The organism is Mesorhizobium sp. M0296 (genome assembly GCF_040321675.1).
Lineage (GTDB): Bacteria > Pseudomonadota > Alphaproteobacteria > Rhizobiales > Rhizobiaceae > Mesorhizobium.
Genome location: NZ_JAMYRZ010000002.1, coordinates 236297 through 260346 on the forward strand (window position 1 = coordinate 236297; position 24050 = coordinate 260346).

General features: G+C 62.1%; 26 protein-coding genes. 18 read left to right on the forward strand and 8 right to left on the reverse strand.

What is annotated here, in order from left to right:
* Positions 1-125 precede the first annotated feature (125 nt).
* The 16 genes from NKI97_RS03960 to NKI97_RS04035 all read left to right on the forward strand — a co-directional run bounded on the left by NKI97_RS03960 (position 126) and on the right by NKI97_RS04035 (position 14992).
* Positions 126-707, forward strand: coding sequence for a DUF2062 domain-containing protein (locus NKI97_RS03960; RefSeq protein WP_023677769.1), 582 nt, complete (start codon positions 126-128; stop codon positions 705-707).
* Positions 704-1117 carry a holo-ACP synthase gene (gene acpS, locus NKI97_RS03965; RefSeq protein ID WP_023719885.1) on the forward strand — a complete coding sequence of 138 codons (414 nt, stop codon included), beginning with the start codon at positions 704-706 and terminating at the stop codon, positions 1115-1117. Before NKI97_RS03960 ends, acpS begins: the two co-directional genes overlap by 4 nt.
* Before the next feature lie 77 nt (positions 1118-1194).
* The gene (gene lepB, locus NKI97_RS03970; protein ID WP_352449002.1) at positions 1195-1944 is read left to right on the forward strand and encodes a signal peptidase I; all 750 of its coding nucleotides are present in this window, start codon (positions 1195-1197) and stop codon (positions 1942-1944) included.
* A 4-nt stretch (positions 1945-1948) separates the two neighbouring features.
* Positions 1949-2674 carry a ribonuclease III gene (gene rnc, locus NKI97_RS03975; RefSeq protein WP_352449001.1) on the forward strand — a complete coding sequence of 242 codons (726 nt, stop codon included), beginning with the start codon at positions 1949-1951 and terminating at the stop codon, positions 2672-2674.
* Positions 2671-3597 (forward strand): GTPase Era, encoded by a 927-nt coding sequence (gene era, locus NKI97_RS03980; RefSeq protein ID WP_023677765.1) that lies wholly within the window; start codon positions 2671-2673, stop codon positions 3595-3597. The genes rnc and era overlap by 4 nt, the downstream gene beginning before the upstream one ends.
* A 368-nt stretch (positions 3598-3965) precedes the next feature.
* Positions 3966-4670, forward strand: coding sequence for an antitoxin Xre/MbcA/ParS-like domain-containing protein (locus NKI97_RS03985; protein ID WP_352449000.1), 705 nt, complete (start codon positions 3966-3968; stop codon positions 4668-4670).
* A gap of 362 nt (positions 4671-5032) precedes the next feature.
* Complete coding sequence (locus tag NKI97_RS03990; RefSeq protein WP_352620436.1) at positions 5033-6121, forward strand: porin; 1089 nt, start codon at positions 5033-5035, stop codon at positions 6119-6121.
* 117 nt (positions 6122-6238) lie between these two features.
* Complete coding sequence (recO, locus tag NKI97_RS03995) at positions 6239-7027, forward strand: DNA repair protein RecO (protein ID WP_352448999.1); 789 nt, start codon at positions 6239-6241, stop codon at positions 7025-7027.
* Positions 7024-7299: a PaaI family thioesterase gene (locus NKI97_RS04000; RefSeq protein WP_352448998.1), complete on the forward strand. Its 276-nt coding sequence runs from the start codon at positions 7024-7026 to the stop codon at positions 7297-7299. The genes recO and NKI97_RS04000 overlap by 4 nt, the downstream gene beginning before the upstream one ends.
* Positions 7300-7383: 84 nt before the next feature.
* The gene (locus NKI97_RS04005) at positions 7384-10086 is read left to right on the forward strand and encodes a DUF2339 domain-containing protein (RefSeq protein WP_352448997.1); all 2703 of its coding nucleotides are present in this window, start codon (positions 7384-7386) and stop codon (positions 10084-10086) included.
* A gap of 36 nt (positions 10087-10122) precedes the next feature.
* Entirely contained in the window at positions 10123-10419 is a 297-nt protein-coding gene (locus NKI97_RS04010; RefSeq protein ID WP_352832789.1) for a DUF6572 domain-containing protein, read from the forward strand.
* Positions 10420-10611: 192 nt separating this feature from the next.
* On the forward strand, positions 10612-11130 hold the full coding sequence (locus tag NKI97_RS04015) for a sigma-70 family RNA polymerase sigma factor (RefSeq protein ID WP_352832792.1): 519 nt from the start codon (positions 10612-10614) through the stop codon (positions 11128-11130).
* Positions 11127-11921 (forward strand): anti-sigma factor family protein, encoded by a 795-nt coding sequence (locus NKI97_RS04020; protein WP_352448994.1) that lies wholly within the window; start codon positions 11127-11129, stop codon positions 11919-11921. Before NKI97_RS04015 ends, NKI97_RS04020 begins: the two co-directional genes overlap by 4 nt.
* Before the next feature lie 209 nt (positions 11922-12130).
* Positions 12131-13237, forward strand: coding sequence for a peptidase C39 family protein (locus tag NKI97_RS04025; protein WP_023677756.1), 1107 nt, complete (start codon positions 12131-12133; stop codon positions 13235-13237).
* Positions 13234-14697 carry a RimK family ATP-grasp domain-containing protein gene (locus NKI97_RS04030; RefSeq protein ID WP_352448993.1) on the forward strand — a complete coding sequence of 488 codons (1464 nt, stop codon included), beginning with the start codon at positions 13234-13236 and terminating at the stop codon, positions 14695-14697. Before NKI97_RS04025 ends, NKI97_RS04030 begins: the two co-directional genes overlap by 4 nt.
* 22 nt (positions 14698-14719) lie before the next feature.
* Positions 14720-14992 (forward strand): DUF3303 domain-containing protein, encoded by a 273-nt coding sequence (locus NKI97_RS04035; RefSeq protein WP_352448992.1) that lies wholly within the window; start codon positions 14720-14722, stop codon positions 14990-14992.
* 129 nt (positions 14993-15121) lie between these two features.
* Here the strand turns inward: NKI97_RS04035 and NKI97_RS04040 are convergent, their stop codons facing one another.
* The 3 genes from NKI97_RS04040 to ygfZ all read right to left on the reverse strand — a co-directional run bounded on the left by NKI97_RS04040 (position 15122) and on the right by ygfZ (position 18817).
* Complete coding sequence (locus NKI97_RS04040) at positions 15122-17260, reverse strand: putative bifunctional diguanylate cyclase/phosphodiesterase (RefSeq protein WP_352448991.1); 2139 nt, start codon at positions 17258-17260, stop codon at positions 15122-15124.
* Between the two features lie 64 nt (positions 17261-17324).
* Positions 17325-17957, reverse strand: a complete 633-nt coding sequence (locus tag NKI97_RS04045) for a YfbR-like 5'-deoxynucleotidase (protein ID WP_352448990.1) — start codon at positions 17955-17957, stop codon at positions 17325-17327.
* Entirely contained in the window at positions 17957-18817 is an 861-nt protein-coding gene (ygfZ, locus tag NKI97_RS04050) for a CAF17-like 4Fe-4S cluster assembly/insertion protein YgfZ (RefSeq protein ID WP_352448989.1), read from the reverse strand. Before ygfZ ends, NKI97_RS04045 begins: the two co-directional genes overlap by 1 nt.
* A gap of 83 nt (positions 18818-18900) precedes the next feature.
* On the opposite strand from ygfZ, the gene NKI97_RS04055 reads away from it, so the two are divergent.
* Positions 18901-20232 (forward strand): dihydroorotase, encoded by a 1332-nt coding sequence (locus tag NKI97_RS04055; RefSeq protein ID WP_352448988.1) that lies wholly within the window; start codon positions 18901-18903, stop codon positions 20230-20232.
* A 32-nt stretch (positions 20233-20264) separates the two neighbouring features.
* Here the strand turns inward: NKI97_RS04055 and NKI97_RS04060 are convergent, their stop codons facing one another.
* From NKI97_RS04060 to NKI97_RS04075, 4 genes are all read right to left on the reverse strand, one after another.
* On the reverse strand, positions 20265-21068 hold the full coding sequence (locus tag NKI97_RS04060) for a hypothetical protein (protein WP_352448987.1): 804 nt from the start codon (positions 21066-21068) through the stop codon (positions 20265-20267).
* An 81-nt stretch (positions 21069-21149) separates the two neighbouring features.
* On the reverse strand, positions 21150-21407 hold the full coding sequence (locus NKI97_RS04065) for a hypothetical protein (RefSeq protein WP_023677749.1): 258 nt from the start codon (positions 21405-21407) through the stop codon (positions 21150-21152).
* Between the two features lie 373 nt (positions 21408-21780).
* The gene (locus NKI97_RS04070; RefSeq protein WP_023677748.1) at positions 21781-22158 is read right to left on the reverse strand and encodes a TIGR02301 family protein; all 378 of its coding nucleotides are present in this window, start codon (positions 22156-22158) and stop codon (positions 21781-21783) included.
* 48 nt (positions 22159-22206) lie between these two features.
* On the reverse strand, positions 22207-22632 hold the full coding sequence (locus NKI97_RS04075) for an NUDIX hydrolase (RefSeq protein ID WP_352832797.1): 426 nt from the start codon (positions 22630-22632) through the stop codon (positions 22207-22209).
* 123 nt (positions 22633-22755) lie between these two features.
* On the opposite strand from NKI97_RS04075, the gene NKI97_RS04080 reads away from it, so the two are divergent.
* A complete protein-coding gene (locus NKI97_RS04080) occupies positions 22756-23517 on the forward strand; it encodes an SOS response-associated peptidase (protein WP_352448985.1) in 762 nt (253 codons plus the stop codon).
* 55 nt (positions 23518-23572) lie between these two features.
* On the opposite strand, the gene NKI97_RS04085 is transcribed toward NKI97_RS04080, so the two are convergent.
* Positions 23573-23722 (reverse strand): hypothetical protein, encoded by a 150-nt coding sequence (locus NKI97_RS04085; RefSeq protein ID WP_023677745.1) that lies wholly within the window; start codon positions 23720-23722, stop codon positions 23573-23575.
* Positions 23723-24050 lie beyond the last annotated feature (328 nt).

Consider the following 24050-nt stretch of genomic DNA (forward strand, 5'->3'; position numbering starts at 1 on the left):
GCCAGCGCATCGCTATATCAAAGTCGTAGTTGCTTTTCGGCGACCGCAGAGCGCAGCATGGGGCTGTCGCGCCCGGCTGGAGAAGCCGGCGTGAAGCTATTGACGGAACTAGGAACAGGAACAGAGTGCTTTTTCGACGGCGCAAGCCTGATGGTTTTTTCGAGCGGGTGCGCACTTATTTGTGGCCGCGCCGCTCGTTCTCGCGCTCGCTGCGGTATTTTTCCAAGCGCATCCTGCGGCTTAGGGCCACGCCGCATGCCGTGGCCGCAGGTGTTGCGGCGGGCGTATTTGCGTCGTTTTTCCCGCTTGGCTTTCACTTCATCATTGCTGCCATCCTGTGCTGGCTGATCGCCGGCAATCTGGTCGCGGCAGCACTCGGCACGGTCTTCGGCAACCCCCTGACCTTTCCGCTGCTATGGGCCGCCTCCTGGGAGGTCGGCAAGCTGATCCTGCATGAACACCTGCCGGCGCATGGCCCGCCCGCGCATCTCGGCGACATGCTGCATAATCTTTCCTTTGCGCAATTGTGGGGACCGGTGCTGAAGCCGATGACGATCGGCGCAATACCGCTCGGCCTGGTTTTCGGCCTGCTGTTTTACGGCATCACCCGCTGGGGCATGGTCACTTTCCACGAGCAGCGCCGCAAGCGGCTGGCCGAAAGAGCGGCAAAGGCTGGAAAAACCGGGCCGGAAGTTCCTGCCGAATGATTATCGGTATAGGCAGCGACCTCATCGACATCAGACGCATCGAGAAGTCGCTGGAACGCCATGGCCAGCGCTTCATCCAGCGCATCTACACCGAGATCGAACAGGCGCGCTCCGAAAACCGCGCGGCGCGTGCGGCCTCCTACGCCAAGCGTTTCGCTGCCAAGGAAGCCTGCGCCAAGGCACTGGGTACCGGTCTGGCGCAGGGTGTGTTCTGGCGCGACATGGGGGTCGTCAACCTGGCCAGCGGCAAGCCGACCATGGCGCTGACCAATGGGGCGGCAGCGCGGCTGGACGAAATTCTGCCTGAAGGGCACCGCGCGGTGATCCACCTCACCATCACCGATGATTTTCCGCTCGCTCAAGCCTTTGTGATCATTGAAGCGTTGCCGGTCGAAGAAGCGCCACATTGATTGCATCTGACCACCGGCATGACGTTGCCCAGCGCGCGCCGAGACTCTATACCATCCAACGCACAATCGAGGACGACATGAGCGTGGCTGAAAAAACCCAGAAGAAATCCGGCGGACTTGGCGAAACCGTCAGCGTCATAGTCCAGGCCCTGCTGCTTGCGCTGGTCATCCGCACGCTCCTGTTCCAGCCGTTCTCGATCCCGTCCGGGTCGATGCGGCCGACTTTGCTCGAAGGCGACTATCTCTTCGTCACCAAGTGGTCCTACGGCTTCTCCCGCTATTCACTGCCGTTCGGGCCGAACATCTTTTCGGGCCGCATCTGGGGCTCAGAGCCGAAGCGCGGCGACGTGGTGGTGTTCAAGTTTCCGCCGGATCCTTCTGTCGATTATATCAAGCGCGTCGTCGGCCTGCCGGGCGACAAGATCCAGGTCAAGGATGGCCAGCTCTTCATCAACGATGTGGGTGTGCCGCGCGTCAAGGTCGGGCAGATCGACAACCACGACATCACCGAGGAGAACGGGCCGGTCGATGTCTATCGCGAGACGCTGCCGAACGGCGTCAGCTACGACACGCTCGACCTGACGCAGGCTTCGATCGGCGACAATACCAAAGAGTTCAAGGTGCCGCCCGGTCACTATTTCATGATGGGCGACAATCGCGACAACTCGTCGGACAGCCGCTTCACCGTCGGCTTCGTGCCGGACGAGAATTTGGTCGGCCGCGCCAACCTCATTTTCTTCTCGATCGGCGGCAGCGCCAGCCCGCTCGAAATCTGGAAATGGCCGTCACTGATGCGCGCCTCGCGCCTGTTCCATTTCGTCAATTAGGGCCATGGCGGCGACGAAACGGCTGACCGCCGATGCGCTCGCCGAGGCGCTCAGGGAGCGCACCGGCCACAGTTTTGGCGACCATCAGCGCCTGCAGCGGGCGCTGACCCATGCCAGCGCTCGCGGCAGTCACGCCGGCATCGACTACGAACGTTTCGAATTCCTGGGCGATCGCGTTCTCGGCCTTGTCGTTGCCGATATGCTGCTGGCGGCATTTCCCGACGCAGCCGAGGGTGAGCTGTCGCTGAGATTGAACGCTCTGGTCAACGCTGAAGCCCTGGCGGAAATTGCCGAGGAGATCGGCCTGCCGGAACTTATTCGCGCCGGTTCGGACGTACGCGGCCTCGACGGGCGCAAGCGCGTCAATCTGCGCGCCGATGCATTGGAATCGCTGATCGCCGTGCTCTATCTCGACGGAGGGTTGGAAGCGGCCCGTGCCTTCATCCACAAATACTGGCAGCCGCGCTCGCAAGCCATTGACGCCGCCCGTCGCGATGCGAAAACCGAACTCCAGGAATGGGCGCATCAGGCGGCAGGCGCAGTGCCGGTTTACATAATCGACAGCCGCGAGGGACCGGACCACGATCCGCTGTTCACCGTTAGTGTCAAGGTCGGCGCCTATCCGCCGGCGACCGGCAACGGGCGCTCCAAGCGCGAGGCGGAGCAGGCTGCAGCCGCGGCACTTCTGCAGCGGGAAGGCGTCTGGCTCAATCAAGGGAGTGCCGCATGACCGCCACCGAAGCTCCGGCAACAGAAGCTCCCGCTACCCGCTCCGGCTTCGTCGCGCTGATCGGCGCGCCCAATGCGGGGAAATCGACACTGGTCAACCAATTGGTCGGCGCCAAGGTGTCGATCGTGACGCACAAGGTGCAGACCACGCGCGCTATCGTGCGCGGCATTGCCACCCACAACAACGCGCAGATCGTCTTCGTCGACACGCCGGGCATATTCAAGCCGAAGCGCCGGCTGGACACCGCGATGGTGACCACAGCGTGGGGCGGTGCCAAGGACGCCGATATCGTGCTTCTCTTGATCGATGCCGAGCGCGGCATCCGGGGCGATGCCGACGCCATCCTCGAGCGGCTGAAGGATGTCCGGCAGCCGATGGTGTTGATCCTCAACAAGGTCGATCGGGTCAAGCACGAGACGTTGCTGGCATTGTCGGCGGCAGCCAACGAAAGGGTGCCGTTCAAGCGCACCTTCATGGTTTCGGCGCTGACCGGGTCCGGCTGCAAGGACCTGCTCGACTATCTCGCCGAGACCTTGCCGGCCGGCCCCTGGTACTATCCGGAGGACCAGATCTCCGACCTGCCGATGCGCCAGCTCGCGGCCGAGATCACCCGCGAAAAGCTCTATCTCAGGCTGCATCAGGAACTGCCTTATTCCTCCCACATCGAGACCGAGAAATGGGAAGAGAAGAAGGACGGCTCGGTGCGCATCGACCAGACAATCTATGTCGAGCGTGACAGCCAGAAGAAGATCGTGCTCGGCCATAAGGGCGAGACGATCCGCGCCATCGGCCAGGCCGCGCGCATGGAAATCGCAGGCATACTCGAGCAGAAGGTGCACCTCTTCCTGTTCGTCAAGGTGCGCGAGAACTGGGGCGACGATCCCGAGCGCTACCGTGAAATGGGGCTCGAATTTCCGCACTGAGCCTGTTTGGGCGATCCGCAGAGCGGCCTGTTGGCCGCCTCAGGATTCTGAGCGGTCGCCGGGGTGCCCGATCGGTCGACTTGCATCTTGAACAGCCGCCGAATCAATCCGGGAGGCCATGCGCCAGCCATGTCGAGCCGACCCGTTCCTTATTGGTACCGGCGCGACGGGAAATCCTGAGCGGGTTCTGAGAAATTTCCGATATTTCATGCAAAATCGTCCAGTGGATCGAATGGAACTCCTGCCGATACTGCGACCGTGCGTGGTTCCCGTTTGTCGTCTCTCCGTCATACACCCTGCCTATAGGCTGTGCGAAAGACCCGCTTCCGAGCAAACCGGAACCGGCAGGCAAACAGCCAGATCAGGACATGACCGGGACTTGGAATCGCATCGACCCCATCCGTCAGATCGAGTTTGCAAACGCCGTCGCTGTTGAGATCGAGCGCGTGCTGGCGCGGCAAGGCAAGGTGACGAACAGCGATGCGGTCGTTGCAGCGGGCAGGGTCGCCGGCGCCGTTGCCGCCGCCGTCGCTTTGCTTGCGCCGACCGACATCAGTGCGATCGACACCATGCAGGAAAGATTACCCGGCATGGCGTCGCGTTTCGTGCGGATATTGGCAGCCGAAGCTGCGGAACGCCGTGCCCGGACGCATCTGTCGACGGCGCACGAAGGTCAAGGGGCAGACATCCAACGCCTGGCCGGAACGGGCGACCTCGACGCGATGCGGGTCGAGGACTGGGCCGGTCGGGTCGCCGGGTCGACGTTCCTGCAGCAAAATCTCGGCATATCGCGCTCGACCCTGCATCGCTGGCAGCGGAGCGGCACGGTCGTTGCGTTGCGCACCGGTGGCCGCAAACATGTATTTCCCCTGGCCCAGTTCATCGACGGCAGGCCGGCGCCGGGTGTCAAGGAAGTGTTATCCGCGATGCCCGATCCACGGCATGCCTGGTCGTGGCTGATCGGCCCCGCGCCCGGCCTCGCCGGACGTATTCCCATTGAAATGCTCAAACGGGATCTGGTGGCGGAAGTCGTTCTTGCCGCACAGAACGCAGCGATGGCGAAGTCGGCTTGATCTCGCTGCCAACGTTAGAAGTCTATTCCAAAAAAAGAACACGTAGAAGGAATGTATGTCGGGTGCCGATCGGTTTGCCGGCTAATGGCATAAGTATATTTTTGTACAATTGTGACAGTGTCTCGTTTGTGCCGATGGCAAATGTGAAGCAAATATGAAGTGATATTTGTGCAACATGGATTTATTCTGTTATACAAACATTGATTATTTTTGTAATCGTCATTGAGACTGGAATGCGGATGAGTATGTTCGCCGCCTGAAGAGGGGGTGCGGTGCGCGCCTTTTTCGACGTGGGTGAGGCGTTCAGCCGTTCAACCCATGAATCCAAAGCCATTTTTAACTTTGACTGGAGAGGTCAGAAAATGAATATCAAGAGCCTTCTTCTCGGCTCAGCCGCGGCATTCGTCGCGGTCTCCGGTGCGCGCGCCGCCGACGCTGTTGTGGTCGCCGAGCCGGAACCCGCCGAATACGTCAAGATTTGCGACGTCTACGGCGCCGGCTACTTCTACATTCCCGGCACCGAGACCTGCCTGCGCATCGGCGGCTATGTCCGCTATGACGCCAGCTTCGGCGACGCCGGCCGCGTTTTCGATGGCGCGACGACACACGACCTTTTGGACGGTGACGAGCAGCAGACCTGGAACAAGAATGCCCGCTTCAATTTGAAGACGTGGACCGGCCAGGAAACCGAGCTCGGCACGTTGAAGACCTATACCGAGACCCGTTTCAACTTCGGCAATACCAAACGCACCGTGAGCGGTGTTGATTTCAGCGTGCAGGACAACAAGGCGGTTACCCTGAACTTCGCCTGGATCCAGCTTGGAGGTTTCCGCGTCGGTAAGGATGAAACTGTCTATGATTCGTTCATCGGCTACGCCGGCAACGTCGTCCAGGACACTATCATTCCTTACGGCACCAAGGACACCAACCTGATCAGTTACTACTTCGACGGCGGTAATGGCTTTACGGCAGTCGCCTCGGTCGAAACGGGCTCCGGCGCTGACCAGTCGATCGACAGCTACGTTCCGTTTGTCGTCGGCGGCGTGAAATACAAGGGCGACTGGGGTGCGATCACCGCGGTCGGCGCCTATAACAGCACGTCGGAAGAATGGGCCGGCAAAGCTCGCCTCGACGTCAAGCCGATTACTGACCTGACCCTGTTCGTGATGGCGGGCTACGGCAGCGACGACAACCTCGCGAAGAACTTCTACAAGCCGTGGACTGGCAACTTTGCCGTCTGGGGCGGCGGCAGCTATGCCGTCAACAAGAAGACGTCTTTGAACGCCCAGGTCTCCTATACCGACGACCAAGACTTCGCCGTTGCGGCGAATGTCGCCTACACCATCGTTCCTGGTTACACGATCACCGCCGAAGTCGATTATTACGACAATTTCGATGCCGACGATGCCGACACAATCGGCGGCATCTTCCGCTTCCAGCGCTCGTTCTGATCAAACAACGATCTCGCAAAAAACGGCCCGTAGCGATACGCTACGGGCCGTTTTGGTTTGGCGGCGGATACGTCGCACATCTTGATTTCGCCATCCAACCGGTGACAAGCTCTCGTAATGGAATGGCGCGACGAGGGAATCATTCTCGGCACCCGCAAGCATGGCGAAACCAGCGCCATTCTCGAGGTGATGACGTGCGCGCATGGCCGCCATCTCGGTCTCGTGCGCGGCGGCCGTTCGCGCAAACAGCAGCCTGTCTTGCAGCCCGGCAATCGCGTCGACCTGTTGTGGCGGGCGCGGCTCGACGAGCATCTCGGCACCTTCCAGGTCGAGGCTATCGAGATGAACGCCGCCCGGCTGATGGACAGCGCCGTTGCCGTCTACGGCCTGCAGACGATGGCCGCGCATTTGCGTCTTCTGCCTGAGCGTGACGCCCATGGCGGCCTTTACGAGACGCTTGCGGTGATGATCGCTCATCTCGACGATGCCGATGCCGCCGGCGAGCTGGTGGCCCGCTTCGAGCTGCTGGTACTCGACGAACTCGGTTTCGGCCTCGATCTCAGCCAGTGTGCGGCGACCGGCACCAGGCAGGACCTTGCCTATGTCTCGCCGAAATCCGGCCGCGCCGTGTCGCGCGCGGCGGGCGCGCCGTGGCGCGACAAGATGCTGGCGCTGCCTGCCTTCCTGCAGCGCGGCTCCGGGCTGCGCGCCGATCCGGCGGCGATCGAGGACGCCTTCCGGCTGACCGGCTTCTTTTTGACCCGCCATGTCTACGAACCGCGCGGCATCGAGCCTCCCGGCGCCCGCGCCGGGTTTCTCGCCGCCTTGCGCAGGCATCATTCACCCGGCCGTGAATCCGGCAAGGCAAGCGCCGGGGAAGCCGCCACCGGGGAAACCACCAGATGAGCGAAGTTGAACCTGATCCCGAAAACGTTTCGCCGCTCGGCCTTGGCACCATTTCGCAGGTGGGCGAGGCCTATGCGACGGCCGAGTTCAAAGTGAATTTGACGCGGCCGATCACGCCAAGGACGGGCGAGGTGGTGTGCGACGGCAAAGTGGTGCACAAGGGCCGCACGCTGACGGTTTCGGAAGCGGCGCTGAAGGACGCCAACGGCAAGCTCCTGGCTTTCGGCACCGAAACATGCTCGATCTTTCCGGCCAATCTGGCGGCACGTTGAATGGACCGGCCGTTTGGCCGCCGCATTTGAATGTCACTGAACATTGAATGTCAGTGACAACTGGCCTGGTTTGGGGGAACCGCCATGTTTGAAAGCCTGATTGGCCTCGTCGCCATCATCGCGCTGTTCGTCATCATTTCACGCCAGCAGAGCCGCATCGGCCTGATCGAGCGCGAGCTTGGCGCCTTGCGCAGCCTTGTGCTTTCGGGCACGCCTGCGCTGCCGCCGCAAGCCAAGGAACCGGCTGTAAACGACAGCAAACCGGCGGATGCCGCAATCCCGCTTGCGGTCGCAGCCGACATGGCCGTATCGCCACGGCCCGCAGCGGTCGTGTCAGCTACAGAGGCCGATGCCGATAGAACGGCGCCGTCCGCGCCGGAGTCGGCGCAACCGGCGGCAGCGGCGAAGGCAGCTCGCCAGTCCGACGTCGAAACGGCGCTCGGTACCCGCTGGGCGGTCTGGGTCGGCGGCATCGCGCTGGCGCTAGGTGGCTTGTTTCTGATCCGCTACACCATCGAGGCCGGCATTTTCGGGCCACGCGTGCGGCTTGTCATGGCGGCGGCACTCGGGCTGGTGCTGGTCGCCGGCGGCGAGTTCATCCGGCGCACCGGCTTCAGGGTGCCGGTGCAAGGTGCTGCCGGTGCCTATATCCCGGCGATCCTGACGGCGGCCGGCGCTTTCATCCTGTTCGGTACCGTCTACGCCGCGTACAGCATTTACGGCTTCATCGGCCCGACGCTCGCTTTCACGCTGCTCGGCGCCATCGGGGTGGCGACGATCGCGGCAAGCCTGGTCCACGGTCAGGCGCTGGCCGGCGTCGGCCTGCTCGGTGCCATGGTGACGCCGCTGCTGGTCGCCTCGCAGGCGCCCAATCCGTGGGCGCTGTTCGGCTATCTGGCGATCGTGCTCGCCGCCACCTGCGTCATTGCCCGCATCCGCGACTGGAGGCTTTTGACGGCCGCAGCCTTCGTCGCCACGGGGATCTGGACCATCTTCTATATGACCGACGCGCCGGGGGCGAACCTTGCCGTCATCCTCTTTATCGACGGGGTGACACTGGCCGTGCTCGCCTTCGTCTGGCTTGGCCGCCGCGACGATGCGGGCGCCGGCAGCGGCTTCGACTGGCCGTCGATCGCGCCGGGCTTCTTCGTCGGCCTTTCGGCGCTGGCCCTGTTTGTCGATCCGGCCTTCGTCGCCATCCGCGGTGCATTGCCGGGGGCCGCCCTTGTCGCAGCCCTGGTGGCGGTGGCGCTCTACCGGCCGCGGGCGCTTGCACTGCTGCACACCGCCGGGCTGGCGACGGTACTGGTCTATCTCGGCATCATTCCGCCGACCACGATCGTTTCAGATTTTTCGGGTGGCGCTCTCGGCGTCGACGGCATGCCGGTCGTGGCGTCCGATGCCTTGATGTTCAGGGTCGGCATCGCTCTCGGCCTGGTCTTCATCGGCGCCGGCTTTTGGGCGGCGCGCCGTTTTGCGGCCTCTGGCTGGCTGCGCGCCGCCGCATGGGCGGCCTGGAGCGCTGTCGCGCCACTGGTCATCCTGCTGGCGCTCTGGTCTGCCTTCGGCAATCTCGACCGTGACCTTGCTTATGCGGCGGTCGCAGCCGTTTTGGTCGGCGTCTTCGTCGCCGGCGGCGAATGGATAGCGCGCGGCGAAGCGCCGCCGCTGACCGGCGGCGCTGCCGTCTCCTTCGCGCTCGGCGGCGCGGCGATTGCCGGCCTGCTGATGCTGCACATGGCCTTCGGTTCAGGCTGGACAACCATCCTGCTCGGAGCAGCCGCCGTCGTGCCGGCGCTGGCGACGCGCTGGCGCAGCTATCCGGTGCTTGGCTGGATTTCCGTTGGTGCGGTGATTGCAGTGCTCGGCCGCGCTGCCTTCGACCCGACCATCGTCGGTGCCGAGTTCCTGTCGAAGACGCCGGTGTTCAACTGGCTGCTGCTTGGATATGGCGTGCCGGCGCTCGCTTTCGGTTTTGCCGCCTGGCAGCTTGCCCGAACCACCAACGGCCGACCGCGCCTCGCAATGGAGGCCGGCGCCGCGCTGTTTGCCCTGCTCACCGTCGCGATGCTGGTGCGCCATGCCATGCATGGCGGCGTCATCGATACGGCTGCTGCGACGCTTGCCGAACAGGCGATCTACACGCTGATCGCCATCGGTGCCGGTGCCATCCTGGTCGCCATCGACATGCGCTCGCCAAGTTCGGTGCTGCGCTACGGCTCGATTGCAGCGGGCGTGGTCTCGGTCGCGTTCATCGTCCTCCAGCATTTTCTGGCGCTGAACCCCTTGCTGACGGACGAATCGACCGGCAGCATTCCGGTGTTCAACCTTCTGTTGCTCGCCTACCTCTTGCCGGCGGTCGCGACAGGCGCACTGGCGCTCTATACCCGCGACAAGCGGCCGAAATGGTATGCGGCCATGCTGGCGGTTGTGGCGGCGGTGCTCGGCTTCGCCTATGCTACGCTGTCGGTAAGGCGCTTGTTCAAGGGCGAGTTCATCGGCCTTTGGAGCGGTCTCGGCCAGCTCGAGACCTATACTTATTCGGCGCTCTGGCTGGTCATCGGCGTGATGTTGCTCACCGCCGGTGTCTGGCTGAAGTCCCAGGTGCTGCGCATAGCGTCGGCGGCGCTGATCTCGGTCGCCGTGCTCAAAGTCTTCATCTTCGACATGTCCGAACTGGAAGGCGTGTTGCGGGCGCTGTCCTTCATCGGCCTCGGCGCGGTGCTCATCGGCATCGGCCTGTTCTATCAGCGGCTGCTGACAAGGGCGGCGAGAGAGGTAAATTAGTGTGAGTCTATGATCACGGGAAAAGGCTATTGACAGATGGCTGTTCAGCATACGGACGTCGTGGATATTGTCGCAAAAGGCAAAAATGGTGAATATTTGCTCAGCATTGTAGATGATCTCGATTGGGATGATGTAGAAAATCATCTTGTGCTTCTAGAGAATAAACTGAATCTATATTGTGTTTTCGTTTTAGATGGGCTACAAAGAACATCCGGATGCTGTGGGGCGACCCGTTATGATTTCGATGGCATTGTTGTCTATTATGCCAGCCGAGGTACAATGGTTCTTTACCGCAGCTGCGGTATCAGTCGAAAAGGCCGGATTGCAATTTGAAGTTCAGCACCTCTCGAAGGGGAATTTGTAGAGGGGTCTTCAGGTGGGGATCGGCCGGGAATAAACCTGCCGCTGGCAGCGTTATTCAGTTGCTTGGGTGACCGGGGCGGCGGACCGCTTCGCGCTGGCCGCTTGCGCCGCGCCGCGAAGGCGCGTTCAATCACCACGGACAGGGCTCCAGAACCAGCGGTCATGGACGAAAAGAAGGCAGCAATCCTTGGCGAAATACCGCGTCTGCGCCGCTATGCACGCTCACTGTTGCGCGACCGCGATTCCGCAGACGATCTCGTCCAGGATTGTCTCGAGCGGGCACTCGTGCGGCTCGACAATTGGCAGACAGGGGAAAGCCCCAGGAGGTGGCTGTTTACGATCATGCATCATTTGTTCATCGATCAGATGCGCAAGGTGAACCGGCGCGGCGAGGCGGCGATGCTGCCGCTCGAGGCAAGCGAGGCGCAGGCAGCACCCGCCGAGCAGATCGAGAGCATCGCTTCGCGCGAGATCGTCGACGCGCTGCAGGCGATAAGCCCTGACCGGTGCGCGGCACTTGTGATGGTCGCCATCGAAGGGTTTTCCTATGCCGAAGCCGCCAACATCCTTGGGGTTCCCGCCGGCACCTTGATGTCGCGCATCGCGCGCGGGCGTGAGGAACTGCGCGCGCTGCTGGATGATACCGCGCGCCGCCGATCGATAAGGATCGTCGAGAAATGAGCCGGCGCGATTTCTCCGAACGCGACATCCACATGGCTCTCGATGGCGAGTTGCCCGGCGATGAGCGGACGGCCTATGAGGCATGGCTCGAGGCCAATGCCGAGATGAAGGCCAAGAGCGCACGCTACGCCGCCGACCGGGCAGCATTGCGCGCAGCCTTTAACGGCGTGCTGGACGAACCCGTCCCGGTGCGGCTGAGCAAGGTGGTGCTTGGCGAGGCGCCGGTGGTCAGAGTGTCGCCATCGCGCTCGCATTGGTGGCTTGCGGCCGCCGCTGCCGCCATGCTGGTGATTGGCGGTGCTGGCGGCTATCTTGCCGGCATCGGCGGCCTCGGCCTGGAAAATACGGCCGAGGACCAGCTTGCCGAAGAGGCGATTGCCGCCCACGTCATCTATGCCGCTGAAAAGCGGCATGCTGTGGAAGTGCCGGCAAGCGACAAGGATCATTTGCAGAACTGGCTGTCGAACCAGGTAGGTTTGAAGCTCGTCGCGCCAGATCTGGCGGCGCAGGGATTCCAACTGGTCGGTGGCCGGCTGCTGCCTGCCGGCCAGGGCAAGGCCGCGATGCTGCTTTACGAGGACGACAAGGGCGAGCGCATTTCGCTCTTCGTAATCGCCGAATCGGCGGCCAAGGCCAAGGGCACCTATGGGTCCGAGGAAAATGGTCCTGAGGCCGTCTACTGGCTGGACAAGGGTTATGGCTGCGCCGTCGTCGGATCGCTGCCGCGCGAGCAGCTGGCTGCGGTGGCCAAGAGCGCCTATGGCCAGCTTCTGGCGGGCTTGAAAAGCTGAGCAGGAGCTCGTTTTTCTATAGCCGCGCCGATGCCGAAACACGAAGGTCGTTTCAAAGCCTTTGCGCGACCTGCCTGCCTTGAAAACTGTCACAATTCGGCCCTAATCGAGGTGCGATAGCGCTTGCTGAATGCTGGCACTTCGGCTGGTGTGACCGATGTTTAGACTAGGGCCGTTTCCACAACCCAATCGAGGTTTTCTGAGCCCGCATGCCTGCCGAGATTCGCAAGGCCCGCGCGTCCGACGTCGATGACCTCGCCGCCATCGAAAAAGCTGTTTTCTCGAGCGACCGCATTTCTCGCCGCTCCTTTCGCCAACTGATCGAACGCGACACCGCCGAACTGCTGGTTGGCGAGAACGATGGCCACGTCGCCGGCTATGCGGTCGTGCTGTTTCGCAAGGGCAGCGGCGTCGCGCGACTCTATTCGATCGCCGTCGGTCCATTTTTCGGCGGCCGTGGCGTTGGCCGCCTGCTGCTGGAAGAGGCTGAAGCCGCCGCTTTCGAGCACGGCCGCATGATGCTTCGTTTGGAAGTCCGCGAAGACAATCCGCGCGCCATCCAGATCTACGAGCAGAGCGGCTACCGTAAGATCGGCCGTGAACCGGACTATTACGAGGACGGCGCCACGGCGCTGCGCTATGAGAAGACCTTGCGCGGCGACATTCCGGTCGCCACCGAAGTGCCGTTTTATCAGCAGACTTGCGAATTCACCTGCGGACCATGCTGCCTGATGATGGCGATGGCTAACTTCGACCCCGGATTCGTGCCGGATCCGGTGATGGAAATCCGGCTGTGGCGTGAGGCGACGACTGTTTTCATGATGTCGGGGCCGGGCGGCTGCGAACCGTTCGGGCTGGCCGTCGCCGGTTATGAGAGCGGGCTTGCTGCTGAGATCTATGTCTCCTTCTACGGCGCGCTGTTCCTGCAGTCGGTGCGCAGCGAGGACAAGCGCCGGGTCATGGAGCTGGCGCAGGTCGACTTTCGCCGCCGCGCGGAACTTTACGGCATCCCGGTGAATTACCGTTCATTCGGGCTTGACGACATTCGCACCGCGATCGCAGAGGGAAAACTGGTGCTGGTCCTGATCAGCGGCTTCCTGATGTTCGGCAAGAAGGTTCCGCACTGGGTATTGGCCATCGGTGACGACGGCGATCATATCCTGATCCACGACCCTTGGGTCGAGGACGAGCGGCAGGAGACGATCCTCGATGCTGCCAACATTCCCGTGCCTTACGGCATCTTCATGAACATGGCGCAATTCGGCCGCGACGGATTGCGCGCCGCCATCACTCTCGGAAAGCGCGACAGCCAATGACCTGGGTCATCCTTACCGGCCGGCAGAACGATCTCGACCAGGTGGCGACGCCGCACAAGATCATCACCAATCGCGACTACCTTGCCCATCCGGCACTGTTTCGCGGTCAGCGGCCGAAGGTCATCAACCTGTCGAACAATTATGGCTACCAGAGCCGCGGCTATTACGCGTCGCTCCTTGCCGGTTCGCGCGGCCATAAGGTCATCCCGACGGTCGAAACGATGATCGACCTGTCAGAACGCAAGCTCTATGAGCACGCGTTGCCGGAACTCGAACTCGCACTCAACAAGTGCCGCAAGGACCTGGGCGGCGCTTTCCCGCAGAAGGTCTGCATCTTCTTCGGCATCGGACCATCCAGGATCTGGGACCGCTTCGCAAAACTTCTGTTCGACTGGTTCCGTGCCCCGGCGCTCGAGCTCCACATCAGGGACAGCGCCGAATGGGCCTCGATCCGCAAGATCGGGTTCCATCCCCTGGCCAGGATGACCGAGGACGAGGAAACGCACTTTCTCCAGTGCCTGGAGACCTACACCAATCGCGAGTGGCGCGACACCAAGGGCCGCACGCCGGCGCGCTACACTTTCGCAACGCTGGTCGATCCGCATGAGGAACTGCCGCCGTCGGAGATTTCGTCGCTGCGCCACTGGGCCAAGATCGCTGAAAAGATGGGCGTCGAAATCGAGCCGATCACCAAGCGGGATCTGGCCAAGCTCGCCAACTACGACGCGCTGTTCATCCGCGAGACCACTTCGATCTCCAACCACACCTACCGCTTTGCCCGCCGCGCCCAGCAGGAAGGCATGCCGGTCATCGACGATCCGCTGTCGATGATCCGCTGCACCAACAAGGTCTATCTCAACGAGCTGATGACCTACAACAAGGTACCGGTGCCGCCGACAGTGATGATTGCCGGCACCTCGGACCTGGAAGTTGCGGCACAGACGCTGGGCTTCCCGCTGGTGCTGAAGATCCCGGACTCCTCGTTTTCGCGCGGCGTCAAGAAATGCGGCACCTTTGAAGAGTTGAAGACGCTCGCAACCGAATGGCTGGAGGATTCCGACCTCCTGATCGCGCAAAAATTCATTCCGACGGAATATGACTGGCGCGTCGGTGTCCTCGGCGGCCAGCCCTTGTTCGCCGTCCATTATCTGATGGCCAAGAAACATTGGCAGATCGTCAATCATAAGGCCAACGGCAAGCCCGACCAGGGCGGCATCAAGACCTTCACCCTGAAGGAAGCACCGGCCCATGTCGTCGAGACGGCGGTGAGCGCGGCGCGCTGCATTGGCGACGGCCTCTACGGCGTCGACCTCAAGGAAACCAGGGACGGCGTCTTCGTCATCGAGGTCAACGACAACCCCAACCTCGACCACGGCTGGGAAGACTCCGGCGAAAAAGACGAGGTCTGGGTGCGGCTGACGCAGTGGTTCCTGGAGCGGCTGGACCGGCCGGGGCGATAATATCCGAACTGAGGGGAAAAAGATGCTGTTCTTCGTAACCGAAGATTTTCGCGGCTGTGACCGCAAGGAGATCTACCGCCGTTTCCGCGACCAGGGCCGCCTGAAGCCGGACGCGCTTCTGGTGCACCACAGCTGGATCGCAGCGGATATGAGCCGCTGCTTCCTGCTGGTGGAGGCCGATGACGTCACGCTCCTGCAGCGGTGGGTCATCGAATGGGCGGATCTGGTCGAATTCGAGATCGTTCCCGTGGCGACGAACAAGGAGATGGTGGAGGCATTGAGCGAACATCTCTGACCCGTTGGGAACCTCCTGGTTCGCCACACCTGAATGCCGCCTTCTCCTATCAAGGAATTAACACGCGGATCGAGCGTCATCTCAAGGAGATCTAAGCCGGTTGCCCGCGCTTCCGCGAGACTGTCGCACTTAGCCGGACTGCCGGATCGTCGCGCTCGACTTCAGCAGCCGATTAATGTCCGACGCCTTTGACGGCACCCCGATCAAATAGCCCTGGGCCTCGACACAACCCTCCTTTTGCAGGAATTCAAGCTGCGCTTCGGTCTCGACACCTTCGGCGGTGACGGTGATGCCCAGCTGTGCGCCAAGCCCGATGATGGTGCGCACGATCGCCGCGGTATCGCGACTGTCGATGTCACGGGTGAAAGAGCGATCGATCTTGATCTTGTCGACGGGAAAGCGCCTGAGGTAGCCCAGCGACGAATAGCCGGTGCCGAAATCGTCCAGCGCGATGCGGACGCCCAGATCGCGTAGCTGCCTGAGTGTCTTGAGCACCAGATCGCTCTCGTCCATCAGCACCGTTTCGGTGATTTCCAGTTCAAGCCGGTTGGCCGGCACGCCCGAGAACGCCAGTGCCGAGATAACGCTGCGGGCAAAGGTACCGCTTTTGATCTGCACGGCGGAGACATTGACTGCGATGCGCCAAGCCGCCCAGCCTGCCGCGGTCGTGCTGGCTTTTCGCAGCGCCCATTCTCCAAGCGGCACGATCAGCCCAGTCTCCTCGGCGGCCGGAATGAAGTCGTCCGGCCGTACCAGGCCGCGCACCGGCGAACGCCAGCGCATCAAGGCTTCGGCACCGACGATTTCGCCGGAGGCGATGTTCATGATCGGCTGGAAATCCAGCTCGAATTCCCGGCGCGACAGCGCGGCCCTGAGATCGATTTCGAGCGCCCGGCGTGCCCGCACCATCGCGTCCATGGCTGGTTCGAAGAAGCGGTACAGGTTGCGCCCTTCGCTCTTTGCCCGATAGAGCGCCATATCGGCATTTTTCAGCAAAGTGTCGGCGTCCTTGCCGTCATTCGGAAACAGCGCGATGCCGAGACTGATGCCGACACGCATGTCGTGTCTTTTGTCGCGAAACGGCTTTCCGATGATCTCGACGATGCGTTTGGCCAGCTTTTCCGCGTCGCCCGGGCTTTTGAGATTGAACTGGATGATGACGAATTCGTCGCCGCCGAAGCGGGCGACAACGTCCGTTTCATTGCGCAGGCACCGTTGCAGCCGTTCGGCCACGCATTTCAGCAGCCAGTCGCCGGAAGGATGGCCCCAAGTGTCGTTGACCGCCTTGAAGTGATCGAGGTCGAGCGAGAATATCGCCAGCGATCCGTCTCTCGTCTCACTCAGGGCTTGGTCGAGCCGTTCGCGAAGCATCGAGCGATTGGGCAGGTTGGTCAGTGTGTCGTGGTGCGCAAGATGGGTCATGCGCTCTTCCACGCGCCTGCGCTCGGTGACGTCGTCGAACGTCGCGACCCAGCCGCCGCCGCTCATCGGCCGCCGCGCAACCAGCAGCGTCCTGCCGTCAGCGAGATGGCGATGCGTTACGTGTGTTTTCCCCGCCCGCAGGCAGGCTTCGATTTGCGAGATTTCGCTGTCGGGGTCGAGCTTTGTATAAATGCCCAGTTCCAGCAGCCGCTTGAACGCATCATGATGACTCATGCCAAGCGGGAAGTCGGCCGGCCTGACATGATAAAGTTCCAGGAAACGTTCGTTGCGCACGATCAGCTTGCCATCCGCATCGTACATCAAAAGGCCTTGCGACATGTTGGCAAGTGCCGCGTCGAAACGGCGGTGCTGCTCCTTCAACTCCTGCTCGGCGCGCCGTTGGTCGGTGATGTCCTCGTAGATCGATACCCAACCGCCTGACGCCAGCGGCCGGTGCGAAATGTTGACGATACGCCCGTCTGCAAGCGTTTCCTCATAGGTGGAAGGTTTTGCCTGGTCGATATAGGGCTTGCGGATGGCATAGAGTTGCTCAGCGCTTTGCGAGGCGATGCCGATATCCACGCTGTGCTGGAGGATGTCGAAAAACCGGATGCCGGGCCGCACCACTTCGGCGTCGAGCCGAAAGATGCTGATGTAGTTCCTGTTGCAGATGATCATCCGTTCATCGGCATCGAACATGCACAGGCCATGCGACATGTTCTCGACCGCTGCCGAAAAACGCTCGTTCTGTTCGCGTAGCTCGTCTTCAATAGGTTGCGGCTGACCAACGCCTTTGGCCCTCCGTCGGCGGACGGACGAACCAGCCTTGATACCGGCGACGGGCATGAGGCAAGCCTATGGACCATGGTTAACCATGGCACTGTTGTCCCTGCCGGTTAATTTACCGTTTTCAGCCGGCTGGAACGGCAGTCTGGCGTCGCGACTTTTCGATCGTCGCAAAGCGTTTGAGAAAGGCATTCTGCGCCCAAGTCACCGAGCGCGGCGTGACGTCGAAGCGCTCGGCGTTGAAGCCGCGCGGCCGCCCGAAGAACTCCGTCGCCTCTGCCGTCGAAAAACCCGCAAGCAGCGTTGCTTCGAAATAAGCGGCGATCTGATCCGCTCGCTTGATCTCCTTGCGCAGTCCCGCGTCGAGTTCGGCCGGCAGTGAAAAGCGAAGATGGATGGCGCGCTGCAGCCTGATCTCGCAATCTCTGTAGCTGCCGCCCATCACGGATTTGAACGGCGAGATCATGTCGCCGATGACATATTCCGGCGCGTCGTGCAGCAGCGCCGCCAACCGCGCGTCGGCGTCGGCATCCGGCATCAGCTCGCCGACAAGCGTTTCGACCAGCAGCGAATGCTGGGCGACAGAAAAGGCGTGCTCGCCTCTGGTCTGGCCGTTCCAGCGTGCGACGCGGGCAAGGCCATGGGCAATATCGGAGATCTCGATGTCGAGCGGCGAGGGATCGAGCAGATCGAGGCGTCGGCCGGACAGCATGCGCTGCCAGGCGCGCGGCGGCGCCCCGGCGCGATCGGCAGCCATCAGGCATCCTCCGCGCCGATGGCTTCCTGCGGAAAGCTGAATTTCGCCCAGGACGGGATAGCGAGCGACACGGCGACGTCCTCCGCCAGGACCGGCAGGCCGGCGTCGAGCGCTGCCTTGACCCGGTCGATGCGGGCAATGGCAAGGCCTGTCCTGGCCGCGGTCGAGCCAAGCGTGCCGACCGGTCGCCCCTCCACGGTCAACTCTGCGCGCGAAGTGGGCAGGGTGCGTTCGGCCGAGACAATCAACACCCGACGCCTGGCAGTGCCGCGATGCTGCATGCGCGAGACGACCTCCTGGCCGACGTAGCAGCCTTTCTTGAAGCCGACACCGCCGATCTCGTCGAGCAACACGTCATGCGGAAAAGCGTCGCCGAGCTGGTAGTCCGCACCGCTTTCGGCAATGCCATGGGCGATGCGAAAGGCTTGCCATGTGGCAAGGTCGCCGCCATCTGCGGTGTGATCGTAGAAGCGCTTGACGGCAGTATCGACAAACCGCGCATCAGCAAACGGTGCTGATTCAAATTGCGAAGTGGTTGAATCGCTTCCCCATGCGACGGCCACAACCGGCTGATCCAGCTTGGCAATTTCGACTTTGGCGCGCAATTTGTAGAGCGTCAGCCGTCGCATGAAATCATCGGCGGTCTCGGTACGGCATTCAAGTCGGAAAGCATTTTCGCCGGCGCGCGAGATCAGGAAGTCGAAAAGGATCTTGCCTTGCGGCGTTAGCAGCGCGCCGGGCTTTGCTTCGCTGCTGCCGAGCACGTCGAGGTCGGTGGTCAGGATGTTCTGTAAAAAGTGCTCGGCATCCGGCCCGGACACGGAAACGAGTGCGCGATCTCTGAGCGAGGCAAAGGGCATGGTAGGAAAACGAGCCTGATCTTGCAAAACTATCGGCCATTACGTAAGCCGCTGGCACTTCCCCCGCAAGAGACCGGATCCGTATGGCCCCCATCTACGATCTCATCCTGACAGGCGGCACCGTGGTCAATCACGACGGCCAGGGTTTTCGCGACGTCGGCATCAATGGTGGGCGCATCGCTGCCATCGGCGAACTCCGCGAGGCGTCGGCCGGTGAGACGATCGACTGCCGTGGGCTGCACATCCTGCCGGGCGTCGTCGACAGCCAGGTGCATTTCCGCGAGCCGGGCCTGGAGCACAAGGAAGATCTGGAGACGGGCTCGCGGGCAGCGGTGCTCGGCGGCGTCACCGCCGTCTTCGAGATGCCGAACACCAATCCGCTGACCACCAGTGAGGCAACCCTTGCCGACAAGGTGCGGCGTGCCACCGGCCGCATGCATTGCGACTTTGCCTTCTGGGTCGGCGGGACCCGCGACAATGCAAAAGACGCTGGCGATCTCGAGCGGCTGCCTGGTGCGGCCGGCATAAAAGTTTTCATGGGCTCGTCCACCGGCGACCTACTGGTCGAGGACGACGAAGGCGTTGCCTCGATCCTGAGGAACACACGCCGCCGCTCCGCCTTTCACTCCGAGGACGAGTTCCGGCTGCGCGAGCGGCTTGGCGAGCGCATCGCGGGCGATCCGTCCTCACATCCGGTGTGGCGCGACGAGATCGCTGCGTTGCGCTGCACCGAGCGCCTTGTGCGAATCGCGCGCCAGGTCCGCGCCCGGATCCATGTGCTGCACATCTCGACCGCCGAGGAGATAGGCTTCCTCGAACAGCATAAGGATGTCGCGACTTGCGAGGCGACGCCGCATCATCTGACGCTGAGCGCCGATGACTATGCGCAGTTGGGCACCCTGATCCAGATGAACCCGCCGGTGCGCGCCACGCGCCATCGCGACGGGGTCTGGTACGGCGTTGCGCAAGGCATCGTTGATGTGCTCGGCTCCGACCATGCGCCGCACACGCTGGCCGAGAAGGCAAAGCCTTATCCGGCATCGCCGTCCGGCATGACCGGGGTGCAGACTTTGGTGCCGATCATGTTGGATCATGTCAACGCCGGCCGGCTGACGTTGCAGCGCTTTGTCGACCTGACCAGCCACGGCCCGCAACGCATATTCGGCATCGCCAGGAAAGGCCGCATTGCCGCCGGCTACGATGCCGATCTGACCATCGTCGATCTGAAGCGCCGCGAGACTATCGCCAACGCCCAGCAAGGCTCCAAGGCCGGCTGGACGCCTTATGACGGCAGGCAGGTGACCGGCTGGCCGGTCGGCACCATCGTGCGCGGCCGGCGCGTGATGTGGGAAGGCGAGATCGTCACGCCGGGCCAGGGTAGGGCGGTGGAGTTTTCCGAGGCGTTGGCGGGCTAAGCTCCTGTCTCCAAGAGACCATGCTTAGCCACTTAATCGCCGGCGACGAAGAACGTCCATTGTCCGGTCGGCGTGATGCCGACGCGGTAGAAAATGTAGGCACCGAACTGCTTCATGTCGTCATAGTCGCTGGCGGTGACGATCTTGAACAGCTCGACCCGTTGTCTGGCGTCGAGCTTGTCCAGCGGCAGGGCGAAGAAATAGGGCCAGACATAGAGATCCTGCGGCGTGCCGGCATCGACATGGACAAAACCGGCACTGAGCACTTCTTCCAGGATGGCGAGGATCTCCTGGCCTTCCGTATCGCCCGAAAGGCCCTTCAGGAAGGCGATCGGGTCGCCCTCCATGTCGCCCAGCGACAATTGGGTCATCGTGTCTCCCGTGCCGATCAGCGGCCGAAGCTTTTCGATGTCGCCGCTTTTGCACGCCTCGACTATCAGATCGTGCATGCGCCTGACCGGTTCCGGCAACTTGGCGAGGTCGTAGACGACTTCGGGCACAGGCGCGTCGGGATCGACATGCGGATTGGCCACGCCGCCATCATTGGCCGGCCCTTTCGGTTCGGTTTGTTCCGGCTCGTCGGATGGCGTCGGCTGGCTGGCCGGTGGTGGCGTCGTGCCGAGCGGGCCGGGCATCGGCACGGTACTTCCAGGCGGCGACATGTCACCGTCGGGCGGCGGCGTGACCGGCGAAGGCAGGTCTTCGCGCTTGATCTCGCTGAGGGCGTGAGCGGGACTGCTCGCAAGGAACAGTGCAAGGGGAATCGTGGCGCAGGAAGCAGTAAGCCAAATGCCGAGGACCAGGCCGCTCTGCTTGCCTGATATCGAAAAATTCACCGCCTGCTACTCCCTGGTTCCAGCCCATCCATGTGCCCGGATATGATGTCCGGGCGGCGCGCCGTCGTCAAAGAACCGGGGTCAGTGCCGCAGTCTTTCGGGCTCGAAGGCCCCGGCAATCACCTTTTCACGCATGCGATCGAGCAGGGCAAGCGCCGAGGTCTCGCCATTGGTGCGCAGCATTTCGCCGAATGCCGTTTCGAGGGCTGCCTCGGCGATGATTTCCGGCTCGATCCCGGCCGACAATCCTTCTGCCCAGGCTTCGCTGTGGCTTTCCACGGCGGTCAGGCGCTTTTCTTCCCTGACCAGCGCGTCGATGTCGTTGACGCCATGTTCCATTGCGATTTCCACCCTTTCAAGCGGTGATCCGTTGGACAGGGATCAAGCTTGAGTTGTCCCTTTTACACGCAGGCGCAGTAAGTATTTGTAAACGCGACATTTTTTTTGTCGTCTTCTACAAATTCCGTCGCGTCCAGCAAACCTGCGTCCGATCCGTTTCAAACTTAGCCGATTAGGCCGGCCAAGGGGACGGAAACCTTCAGTTTGAGTTAATTTCACATTCGCACGCTAACGTTTCGTTAACATAGTTGCAAAAGTGCAACATCAGGTTTGCACCAAGACCTCACCCGAGGCAAGCGGAGAAGTGTCGAACGCGTCCGCCGCAACGGCGCCGACCCTTGATGCGGCTTTTCCGGAAAGCAGGCTGCCGTCGTCAGTTTCCGTAGCGCGAAGCGATGTCGCGAGACAGCGTCTCGCCTTCCTTCATGTAGCGGCTGATGGCTTCCGTCGCCGAGGCGGTGCATTGCGTATAAGTACCGCCGAACGACCGGTAGCCGCGGTTGAAGCTGGCGATGAAGCGGGCGCGCCGCTCCGGGTTCGGATTTTCCGATGCGATCAGTTTTTCCATCTCGGCTCGCCACCGATCGCCCTTCTCGCCACACAGATTACGCAGGAAATGCAGCGAGCCGAGCACTTCCGCCAGCCGCATCAGCCCGGGCTCGAACGGTGCTTCGGCGGCAATCGCCGGGCGCGCACCGACAACCACACTGACGGCGAGGCATGCGGCGAGAAACGAAGACGTGCGGCTCATGAGTCCTTGTGCTGAAACAATTTGTCGCCTGCAAGGCGATTCTCTGGCTCAGGTCTCGCCGTCTTTGTTGGGACCGAGTAGATCGTCCGCAATTTCAAACACCGCATCGGCGAGCGGCATCGCTGTCATTTCGGCCAGCGTATAGAAAGCCGCGGTTTCGGCGTCGTCGCTGGCCACCGCCTCGCCGCCAGCATAATCGGCCCCAAACACCGTCAGCCAGTAGTCGACCGGATGCCCGTCGCCGCTGCCGTCGATGTGGATTTCCCGCAGCGGCCGGTAGCTGCGCGCCTGCAATCCGGTCTCTTCCAGGAATTCGCGCCGTGCTGCCTGTTCCAGCGTCTCGCCGGCTTCGACCTTGCCGCCGGGAAAGGCATGGAGGCCTTGCGAGGGCGGCCTGGCCCGCTTGACCAGCAGCACCGTGTTCTCGCGCACGACGCAGACCGAGACTGCCGGAATGATCTTGCGTGCTTCCATGGGCTTCGGATCGCTCGATTGGCATAGCCCGTTGTGGACCGGCCGTCGGCGAACAGCTTTAGCGGTTGCGAAAGGCGGGTTCCATGGCCACTTTCACATGCCACCAATTCGAGAGCTGAATTCATGTGCGGACGCTTTGCCTTGACCGCCACTCCGGACCAGACCGCCGCCTTTCTCAGCCTGGCGGAACTTGAGGAGTTTCCGGCCCGCTACAACATCGCGCCGACGCAGCCGGTGCTGATGGCGCTCGCCGGATTGCCGCAGGCGCCGGGCTCGAACCTGCCCGACCGCCGCTCGATGCTGGTGCGCTGGGGCCTGATCCCGGCTTGGGTCAAGGATACGCGTAACTTCCCGCTGCTGTTCAACGCGCGTTCTGAGGGGGCTTCGGAAAAGGCGTCGTTTCGCGCTGCCATGCGCCATCGCCGCGCTCTGGTACCGGCTTCGGGATTCTACGAATGGCACCAAACCGGTGGCAGAAGAGGGCAGCCCTATTGGGTGCGGCCAAGGCGTGGCGGGCTTGTCGCCTTCGCCGGGCTGATTGAGACCTATGCCGAGCCGGGCGGCTCGGAAATGGACACCGGCGCCATTCTGACCGCCCACGCCAATGCCGATACTGCCCATATCCACGACCGCATGCCGGTGGTGATCCATCCCGAAGATTTCGCGCGCTGGCTGGATTGCCGCACGCTCGAGCCGCGCGACGTGGCCGATCTGCTGAGACCCGCCCAGCTCGATTTCTTCGAAGCGATCCCGGTTTCCGACCTCGTCAACAAGGTCGCCAATACCGGGCCGGAGATTCAGGAGAAGGGCGTCGTCGAGCTTGAGCCCGACAAGGTCAAGCGCCGGAAGTCCGGCGCGAACGACAGTCAGATGAGTTTATTTTAGCAAAAGCTACTATTACTGGTTCGCCGTGAGCGCCTCAATCTTCCCGACGGCATTCTCAGGCAGCGCGCGGCGAAACGATCTTCTGCGCCGGCTTCTTCTTCTTCGCGGTGTGCAGAAGAGCTGCGACGATTGCTGCCGGGCCGATCGCCCGGTAATGGCTGGCGAGCGCCGGTTGCTTGGCGCGGTTGGATTCTTGCTTAGGCATTGTTCTCTTCCCTGGTAACGTCTTCATGTCTGCGTTTGCTGGCCGAATCCGACCAAATCGTGACGCTTGCTGATCTAGCCGGCGAATGTTTCATCACAGTGCCGACCTGTTTAATAAAATGTTTCAGTGGCTCAATTCCTGTGAGCCAACGATATTTTTGGCGAAGGTAGCGACTTGACGGCAACACCGGGCAAGGCGATAAAGCCGGCCATGAAAACGTCTTTCGCCATTTGTGGCATTTGCATTATCGGCTAGCCTCGCGCTGGTCCTGGACGTTTTCGCCTCATCTCCTCCCAGATTGGACAAACGCCCCGGCCAGCAGGCTGGA

Excerpts from the sequence above, each read along its gene's own strand:
- acpS (WP_023719885.1), top strand. The coding sequence starts at position 704 with ATGATTATCGGTATAGGCAGCGACCTCATCGACATCAGACGCATCGAG.
- lepB (WP_352449002.1), top strand. The coding sequence starts at position 1,195 with ATGAGCGTGGCTGAAAAAACCCAGAAGAAATCCGGCGGACTTGGCGAA.
- rnc (WP_352449001.1), top strand. The coding sequence starts at position 1,949 with ATGGCGGCGACGAAACGGCTGACCGCCGATGCGCTCGCCGAGGCGCTC.
- era (WP_023677765.1), top strand. The coding sequence starts at position 2,671 with ATGACCGCCACCGAAGCTCCGGCAACAGAAGCTCCCGCTACCCGCTCC.
- NKI97_RS03985 (WP_352449000.1), top strand. The coding sequence starts at position 3,966 with ATGACCGGGACTTGGAATCGCATCGACCCCATCCGTCAGATCGAGTTT.
- NKI97_RS03990 (WP_352620436.1), top strand. The coding sequence starts at position 5,033 with ATGAATATCAAGAGCCTTCTTCTCGGCTCAGCCGCGGCATTCGTCGCG.
- recO (WP_352448999.1), top strand. The coding sequence starts at position 6,239 with ATGGAATGGCGCGACGAGGGAATCATTCTCGGCACCCGCAAGCATGGC.
- NKI97_RS04000 (WP_352448998.1), top strand. The coding sequence starts at position 7,024 with ATGAGCGAAGTTGAACCTGATCCCGAAAACGTTTCGCCGCTCGGCCTT.
- NKI97_RS04005 (WP_352448997.1), top strand. The coding sequence starts at position 7,384 with ATGTTTGAAAGCCTGATTGGCCTCGTCGCCATCATCGCGCTGTTCGTC.
- NKI97_RS04010 (WP_352832789.1), top strand. The coding sequence starts at position 10,123 with ATGGCTGTTCAGCATACGGACGTCGTGGATATTGTCGCAAAAGGCAAA.
- NKI97_RS04015 (WP_352832792.1), top strand. The coding sequence starts at position 10,612 with ATGGACGAAAAGAAGGCAGCAATCCTTGGCGAAATACCGCGTCTGCGC.
- NKI97_RS04020 (WP_352448994.1), top strand. The coding sequence starts at position 11,127 with ATGAGCCGGCGCGATTTCTCCGAACGCGACATCCACATGGCTCTCGAT.
- NKI97_RS04025 (WP_023677756.1), top strand. The coding sequence starts at position 12,131 with ATGCCTGCCGAGATTCGCAAGGCCCGCGCGTCCGACGTCGATGACCTC.
- NKI97_RS04030 (WP_352448993.1), top strand. The coding sequence starts at position 13,234 with ATGACCTGGGTCATCCTTACCGGCCGGCAGAACGATCTCGACCAGGTG.
- NKI97_RS04035 (WP_352448992.1), top strand. The coding sequence starts at position 14,720 with ATGCTGTTCTTCGTAACCGAAGATTTTCGCGGCTGTGACCGCAAGGAG.
- NKI97_RS04040 (WP_352448991.1), bottom strand. The coding sequence starts at position 17,260 with ATGCCCGTCGCCGGTATCAAGGCTGGTTCGTCCGTCCGCCGACGGAGG.
- NKI97_RS04045 (WP_352448990.1), bottom strand. The coding sequence starts at position 17,957 with ATGGCTGCCGATCGCGCCGGGGCGCCGCCGCGCGCCTGGCAGCGCATG.
- ygfZ (WP_352448989.1), bottom strand. The coding sequence starts at position 18,817 with ATGCCCTTTGCCTCGCTCAGAGATCGCGCACTCGTTTCCGTGTCCGGG.
- NKI97_RS04055 (WP_352448988.1), top strand. The coding sequence starts at position 18,901 with ATGGCCCCCATCTACGATCTCATCCTGACAGGCGGCACCGTGGTCAAT.
- NKI97_RS04065 (WP_023677749.1), bottom strand. The coding sequence starts at position 21,407 with ATGGAACATGGCGTCAACGACATCGACGCGCTGGTCAGGGAAGAAAAG.
- NKI97_RS04070 (WP_023677748.1), bottom strand. The coding sequence starts at position 22,158 with ATGAGCCGCACGTCTTCGTTTCTCGCCGCATGCCTCGCCGTCAGTGTG.
- NKI97_RS04075 (WP_352832797.1), bottom strand. The coding sequence starts at position 22,632 with ATGGAAGCACGCAAGATCATTCCGGCAGTCTCGGTCTGCGTCGTGCGC.
- NKI97_RS04080 (WP_352448985.1), top strand. The coding sequence starts at position 22,756 with ATGTGCGGACGCTTTGCCTTGACCGCCACTCCGGACCAGACCGCCGCC.
- NKI97_RS04085 (WP_023677745.1), bottom strand. The coding sequence starts at position 23,722 with ATGCCTAAGCAAGAATCCAACCGCGCCAAGCAACCGGCGCTCGCCAGC.